The following is a 5892-nucleotide window of genomic DNA, read 5'->3' as shown; positions in this document are numbered from 1 at the left end:
GGCGTGCCCCCGGTGGCCTGTCCCGGATGGTCGCACCATACGCCGAAAATCTCGCATCTCCAGCGGGGGACCAAATGGCACCGTCATGTTCATACGGGTTACGGATCCGATCGAGCGGCTCAACGGCGAGATCAAGCGGCGCACCGAGGTCGTCGGCATCTTCCCCAATGACGGCGCCACCGTGCGCCGCGTCAGCGCCTTGCTCCTTGAACAGAACGATGAATGGGCCGTGCAGCGGGCCCGCTATATGACCCTTGAGACATCAGCCAGATGAGTGATGATCCGCTCATCAGCCTGCCGGCAGTGGCACGCCGATCATTCCGGCCCTGCCGGAGAGCACGGCGACCAATGCCGTCAGTTACACCACCTCAGTGGGCACAATCGTCGGCGTGCTACCATGAGGCTACCAATGCATGTCGAACCGAAAGCATGCCCTATCTGATTTGATAGTTGCCGAAGCGACGCAGCCCGTGGCTTAGTTCGTTTGAACCAGGGGCGCGGTTCCTATCAGAGTGGCCGCTGCCCTGTTACGAACACAGGAGCTCGCTCATTTGTCGGCTTTCACCATTAAGGGCAACGGCAGCGTCGATGAGCTCCGCTTAGCCGTGTTGCAGAAGAACCCTTCAGCGTTAGCAGATGAATTGCAGGGAGGTCGTCATGTCGGCCGTTACTAACGAACTATCAGTGCCAGCATCCGGTCCGAAGGATCTCTACAAGGTCGGGGAGATTCCGCCCTCGGATACGTCCCGAGCGCATGTACGCCTGGACCATACGCCGAGAGCGCCACGGACCGCCGGAGAGCTCAATTCTGGTCGAGGTGGTGCCGACCTGGCTGATTGACGACGAAGAGGTATTGGTGTTCGTGATGGCGGGCGGCGTCAACTACAACGGAATTTGGGGCCGGCCTCGGTAAGCCTATCTCGCCGTTTCTAGGATGTGGAGGAACCAGCACAAGCCAGGGAACATGGCCGTGCTGGTCAATGGGCCCAACGTCGGCCTGCGCAATTTCGAGGATACCGTCAAGCGGTCGGGACCTGAACTACACGACAATATCGAAAGAGATGAGCTGGCGGATTCCGTTGAAGAAGCCGGCGGGGCTCGGGCGTCGTGCCGAAGCGCGTGAGCGGATGAGCCGAGACGATCCCGCCAGGCGGGCTTGAGGTCCGACCGCTTCAGATCCGATTTCCGAAATCTCTATGCAGCCTATAAGCAGCGAGAGCTTCAGGAGTTCTCTATCTGGTGACAAACCTGGAGCACGACGCTTATATCAGGATTGTTTAAACCGAAGAGAACTGCGCAAGGCAGCCTGGATCTGACTCGGCAATTTGGCGATCGGGTTGTGTTGCTGGACACGCATCGTCGCCCATCGCAATCTGGAGATCGGACTTCACCCAGCTCGTCTACTGCGCAGAGAACGTCGAAACCTCCAACGTCGTCAAATTGCTCTGCATGCCGATGCAACCTCGGCAGCGCGCAGAAACGACCTGGGCTAGAGTTTCCCGGGCAGGCACAATGGCATCCGGTAGTTGACGCATCCACTCATGGTCACGCGAATATAGAACGGGGGAGACCAGCGCCTTGGCATCATAGAACGGTCGCCGGATATAAGTCAGCAGTTGTAACCAATCCATATACCGTCCACAATGAACCGTGGACGCTTCATTTGTCCGCCTCCAGCCGGACGGCCAACTTCGGATTATAGCATGCCGCGTCGAGACAAACTGATCATGACTTAGCGTGACGTTTTTTAATTCTGGTTTTTACAATTCTATAATTCCGAAGTTTACGGCTTTTATGGCAGCGACCGTCCTGCTAGCAGCATCCATTTTTCGCATTACGTTTTTTATATGGAAATTTACAGTGTTTGCAGATATTCCTAGAATTTTTCCTATCTCCCATGAGGATTTCCCTCGCGCCGTCCACAGAATACACTCTTGTTCTCTTAGAGAGAGGCTAGGAGCTTGCTCAATGCCACTCGAATTCGCGAATCTCGCGACTCTCAGATGGAAACGTAAAGCAGCAAGTTGCAAGTAGGTGATTGTTCTATTTTGGAATTCGCGGTCCCAAGGTTGAGCAAAACTCATGATCGAAACACGGCCATCTGGGCCGTGCAATGGGACGCTAATTCCTGACCTTAAGCCGAACGTCGCAGCCTCGTCGAAAACGCGCCGCTCGTCTTCAGTCGTGCTTGCGTCGTTGTACACCTCACTCCATCGAAAGGCGATCGCACGCTTTCGACTCATTTTCAGGATGGGATCTATCTTATCGTAGCCCATTCTGAAATAGCGTTCCTTCCATTCATCAGGATAATTCAGCATGGCCGCCGGCTGCCGTGGGACCGGGTTTACAATTCTTTGGTCGGGGAAAACAGAGCCATAGGCGATCCAGGGGCAATCAAAATTCAGGGCAAAATCACATAACAGGTCGAACAGCCGCTCGGATTGTGCAACACCATCAGTCTGGTCGAGAAATCGGCCGAACTCGATCGCAAACGCCTCCCCGGCTGCCTTCGGGAAATGCCTCGACGGGACCGAAGAGAACGGGTCGGACTCTCTGGTTGTCAGGCCTCGAAGGTGAGACACCGCTGTCATCCGCGGGTGTTCCATAGTCTCTCCTGATCGGCCATTTGCGCCGGAGCTCGCCACTGTACAAAACTCCAGGCTATAGGGCTGCGGCGCCGCGCGTTGTCGAAAGGTTAGCGTCGCCAAAGATTTATCACGCCATTTCGACGCGCAAAGTTATTTTGAGTTAAGTTTAGTTTTCACAATTTTTAGGAGAGATTTCATATTGTAAAAATTCTTTAGGTATACAACCGTTTTTCATTGGCTTCGCCGATCATATCGGTGATGCGTGGATCAGGTCCAAATCTGAAAATGCCAGCTCATGAGGCTCTATGTCCAGGACTGGTTTTCCTGACCCCGATCTGATCGATCATTTGCCATGCGGTTCTTGCCTTCCTCACATTCCCCGACGTGCCGGCTCACGTGCGTTGCTGAATGATCAGGTACGCACCATCGCCGGATCCCGGTAATCCTCGTGTTTCGCCAGCACCTTCGGAAGGACTTTGAATTCGAGCACATCTTTCGATACGCCGGTCACCACAAAGTCATCGGCATAGCGGATGACGTTGAGCTGGGCCTTGCTGCGCGCGAGTTTCGACGATCCCACGCTTGCGTAGACTGCCGCCTCCAGCCCATCCAACGCCGTGTTCGCGATCACCGCCGAGATAATTGCCCCTTGCGGGGTGCCCGCCGACGTCTCAAACAGAGTTCCCTCATCGATATATCCGGCTTGAAGCCACTTTTGCAGAACCTCCTTCTCCATCGTGACATGCTCCAGAAGCCAGGGGTGACTGAAGTTGTCGAAACAGCCTCTGATGTCACCTTCCAGAATCCACTCTGGCGAAGCGCCCTTAGCCAGAGTGATGAAGCACTGCTCGATGGCGTCGGCAGTCGAGCGTTCGGGCCGGAACCCATAGGAATTCGGGTCCGCCAGTGTCTCTGCCACCGGGTCCAGAGCGAGCTTCCATAACGCCTGCATCGCCCGGCACCGCATACAGGGAAATTCCCAGCGGACGCTTCTTGCCGTTACTCTTGGGAATGTAAACACGTCGCAACGGCATCGCGCGATAACCGCGATGTCGAAGTGACATCATCCCATTCCATCTGGCCGCCGGGGATGACCATATCTTACCGTCCACCCCCGGCGTTCTCTTACCGCGATTCTCCGTCACCCGTTTCACGGCCAACATCTTGCCGCTATGCGAGCGGGTCAGCAGACGTTGCAATGCTTTCACCTTGCCCCATCGGCCTTCCTGGGTTGCCTTGGCGATACGCACCTGAAGCCGTTTCACCTCTGCCTGAATGTGCAACCAGTTCGCCTGATCCAACATCTGCGCAGTGCGCGAGGATGCACCGGCTCCAGTCGCTCTCGCGCCGATCGCCGTCATCTGCTTTTCCTCGTACAACGATCGGTCAAAGTTCTCTCGCCATGAATGACCGCGCGGAAGTCTGCCGATTTTGGGCCTCACGCCGGCGCTCCATGAATCGGGCGAAAGCCGCCGGGTGGGCGGGATCTCGTTATGCGGCGACGGCATGATGCGAACGTTGCTCTACGAGGCCGCGCAGACCCTGCTGACGCGGGTGACGAAATGGTGCTGGTTGAAAGCCTGGGCGATGGGCGTCGCCAAGCGGCGCGGCCACCAGAAAGCCATCGTTGCGCTCGCCCGCCGGCTGGCGGTGATCATGCATCGCATCTGGAGCGACGGCACACAGTTCCGCTGGACCAGGACGGAAATCATGCCGGTCGCCGGCTGAAAAATTGATAAACATCGCCCCGACAGACGGGACGACACAAGTTCCCACCTACCGGTGGAAAAGCTGTCCTTTCGCGGGACGAGGATGAGGTGAGTTCGTCGATTGGCTGGCTCGATTGCCCCCATCATCGGCAATCAAGGCGGGCCAGGGCCAGAGCGCCGATCCCGGAGAGAAGCAAGGCCCCGCGAAAGACATCATAAGCCGGAGAACCGGAAAAGAGGTAGAACACGCTTGACTTCAAACCGCCGAATAGAGAAGTCAATCGGTCAAGACCACGGAAAGCGGCGGAATTCGGGGCTTTGACGCGGGAAAGAAGATCACGGGCGCAAGCGTCACATCGTTGTCGACACCATCGGCCTGATGGTCGGTCTCGTCGTCCACGCCGCCGATATCCAGGACCGGGACGGCGCACCGGCTGCCCTCAAGACCATTCTCGAACGCTGGCCGTGGCTGCGACACGGCTTCGCCGACGGCGGCTATGCCGGGCCGAAGCTTAAGGGCGCGATGCAAAAGATCGGCACGTTCACCCTGGAGATTGTCAAGCGGACGGACAAAGCCAAGGCTTCGAGGTTCTGCCGCGCCGCTGGTCGGGAGCGCACATTCGCATGGCTGGGGCGATGCCGCAGGCTGGCCAAGGACTGGGAGAAATCCATCGGTTCCCCAGAAGCTGGATGTACGTCGCCCACTTCGCCTGCTCACACGCAGGCTCGCAAGAAGTTGATATCAAAACACTCTTTTTGATTCAGGCTCTAAGATCGACTTCCACATCGGCATGCGCGAATAGACGTCCAGATTTGCTGACGTGATAGGATGGACGGGCTTTGCACGGCCTAGAGCCCCGTCTAGGGAAACGTTCAATGAACAGAATGTTGTTACCGCCGGAGTTGATCTGACGAAGAACGTGTTTCAAATTCATTCGCGATCGGTGCCGGAAGACGATCGACCAATTCGGGGGTCTGGAGAAACCAAAACGATGCACCTGGTCTCACGCTCGAAGGCTGCCTGAAGTCAAAAATCGCCACGGCCGAGGTCGTAGAACCGACGGGTCGCTGATCCGCAAATGTAAGCTGGGACAGTCTCGCCGAGCGGGACTTAAAGGATGTTCTTTGGAAAAACCGGCCGAAGAGGAGAAGCCCGTCTTATGCACGACGGCGCGTCTAAGAGGCGGATGTGATTGAGCGTAGGATTCGGTTGTCTAAGCCAGCCTGAATTGCCACCACGTGCGGCTACGAGGGGACTGTCAGGAATCTTGTGCGTGAGGCCGGTTGTCGTCATTGGCTGACGAACCTTTCGCCGAAGATAACGGCGAATTGTGTTCTAGCCTCGAACCACTCGCGCGGGGCGCGTTTCCATTCTTCGGCGGCGTGGTTGAGAACCAGATATAGCAGCTTCATTGCGGCATCGTCATTGGGAAAGTGGCCCCGCGTTCGCACGGCCCGCCGCAGCTTTGAGTTCAGCGCCTCGATGGCATTGGTAACCGGTATGATCATGACGGTGCCATCCGATCCCCGCTGGAGATGAGCGATTTTCGGCGTATGGTGCGACCATCCGGGACAGGGGCACCGGGAGCACGCCA

General features: G+C 56.9%; 3 protein-coding genes and 5 pseudogenes. 4 read left to right on the top strand and 4 right to left on the bottom strand.

Going from position 1 to position 5892, the window contains the following annotated elements; genetic code table 11:
- Positions 1–100: 100 nt before the first annotated feature.
- Positions 101–309 (top strand): annotated as a pseudogene (locus NKI29_RS33085) (transposase); the annotation flags it as partial.
- A 348-nt stretch (positions 310–657) separates the two neighbouring features.
- A pseudogene (locus tag NKI29_RS33080) lies at positions 658–929 on the top strand (crotonyl-CoA carboxylase/reductase); the annotation flags it as partial.
- Positions 930–1760: 831 nt separating this feature from the next.
- Here NKI29_RS33080 and NKI29_RS33075 read toward each other — a convergent pair.
- The 3 genes and pseudogenes from NKI29_RS33075 to NKI29_RS33065 all read right to left on the bottom strand — a co-directional run.
- On the bottom strand, positions 1761–2606 hold the full coding sequence (locus tag NKI29_RS33075; RefSeq protein WP_352798657.1) for a LuxR family transcriptional regulator: 846 nt from the start codon (positions 2604–2606) through the stop codon (positions 1761–1763).
- 394 nt (positions 2607–3000) lie between these two features.
- Positions 3001–3540: a reverse transcriptase domain-containing protein gene (locus NKI29_RS33070; protein ID WP_352798656.1), complete on the bottom strand. Its 540-nt coding sequence runs from the start codon at positions 3538–3540 to the stop codon at positions 3001–3003.
- Positions 3541–3706: 166 nt separating this feature from the next.
- Positions 3707–3892: pseudogene (locus tag NKI29_RS33065) on the bottom strand (reverse transcriptase N-terminal domain-containing protein); the annotation flags it as partial.
- Between the two features lie 127 nt (positions 3893–4019).
- Between NKI29_RS33065 and NKI29_RS33060 the strand changes: the two are divergent.
- Together NKI29_RS33060 and NKI29_RS33055 are read left to right on the top strand one after the other, a co-directional pair.
- Positions 4020–4316: pseudogene (locus NKI29_RS33060) on the top strand (transposase); the annotation flags it as partial.
- Between the two features lie 256 nt (positions 4317–4572).
- Positions 4573–5037 (top strand): annotated as a pseudogene (locus NKI29_RS33055) (transposase); the annotation flags it as partial.
- A 550-nt stretch (positions 5038–5587) separates the two neighbouring features.
- Here NKI29_RS33055 and NKI29_RS33050 read toward each other — a convergent pair.
- A partial coding sequence (locus tag NKI29_RS33050) for a transposase (protein WP_502896755.1) occupies positions 5588–5892 on the bottom strand: 305 nt, incomplete at its 5' end.

This window comes from Mesorhizobium sp. M0678 (assembly GCF_040320505.1).
GTDB lineage: Bacteria > Pseudomonadota > Alphaproteobacteria > Rhizobiales > Rhizobiaceae > Mesorhizobium.
This window is presented reverse-complemented; position numbering and strand designations above follow the sequence as displayed.

Coding starts and splice junctions, on each gene's coding strand:
- NKI29_RS33075 (WP_352798657.1), bottom strand. CDS start 2,606: ATGGAACACCCGCGGATGACAGCGGTGTCTCACCTTCGAGGCCTGACA.
- NKI29_RS33070 (WP_352798656.1), bottom strand. CDS start 3,540: ATGCAGGCGTTATGGAAGCTCGCTCTGGACCCGGTGGCAGAGACACTG.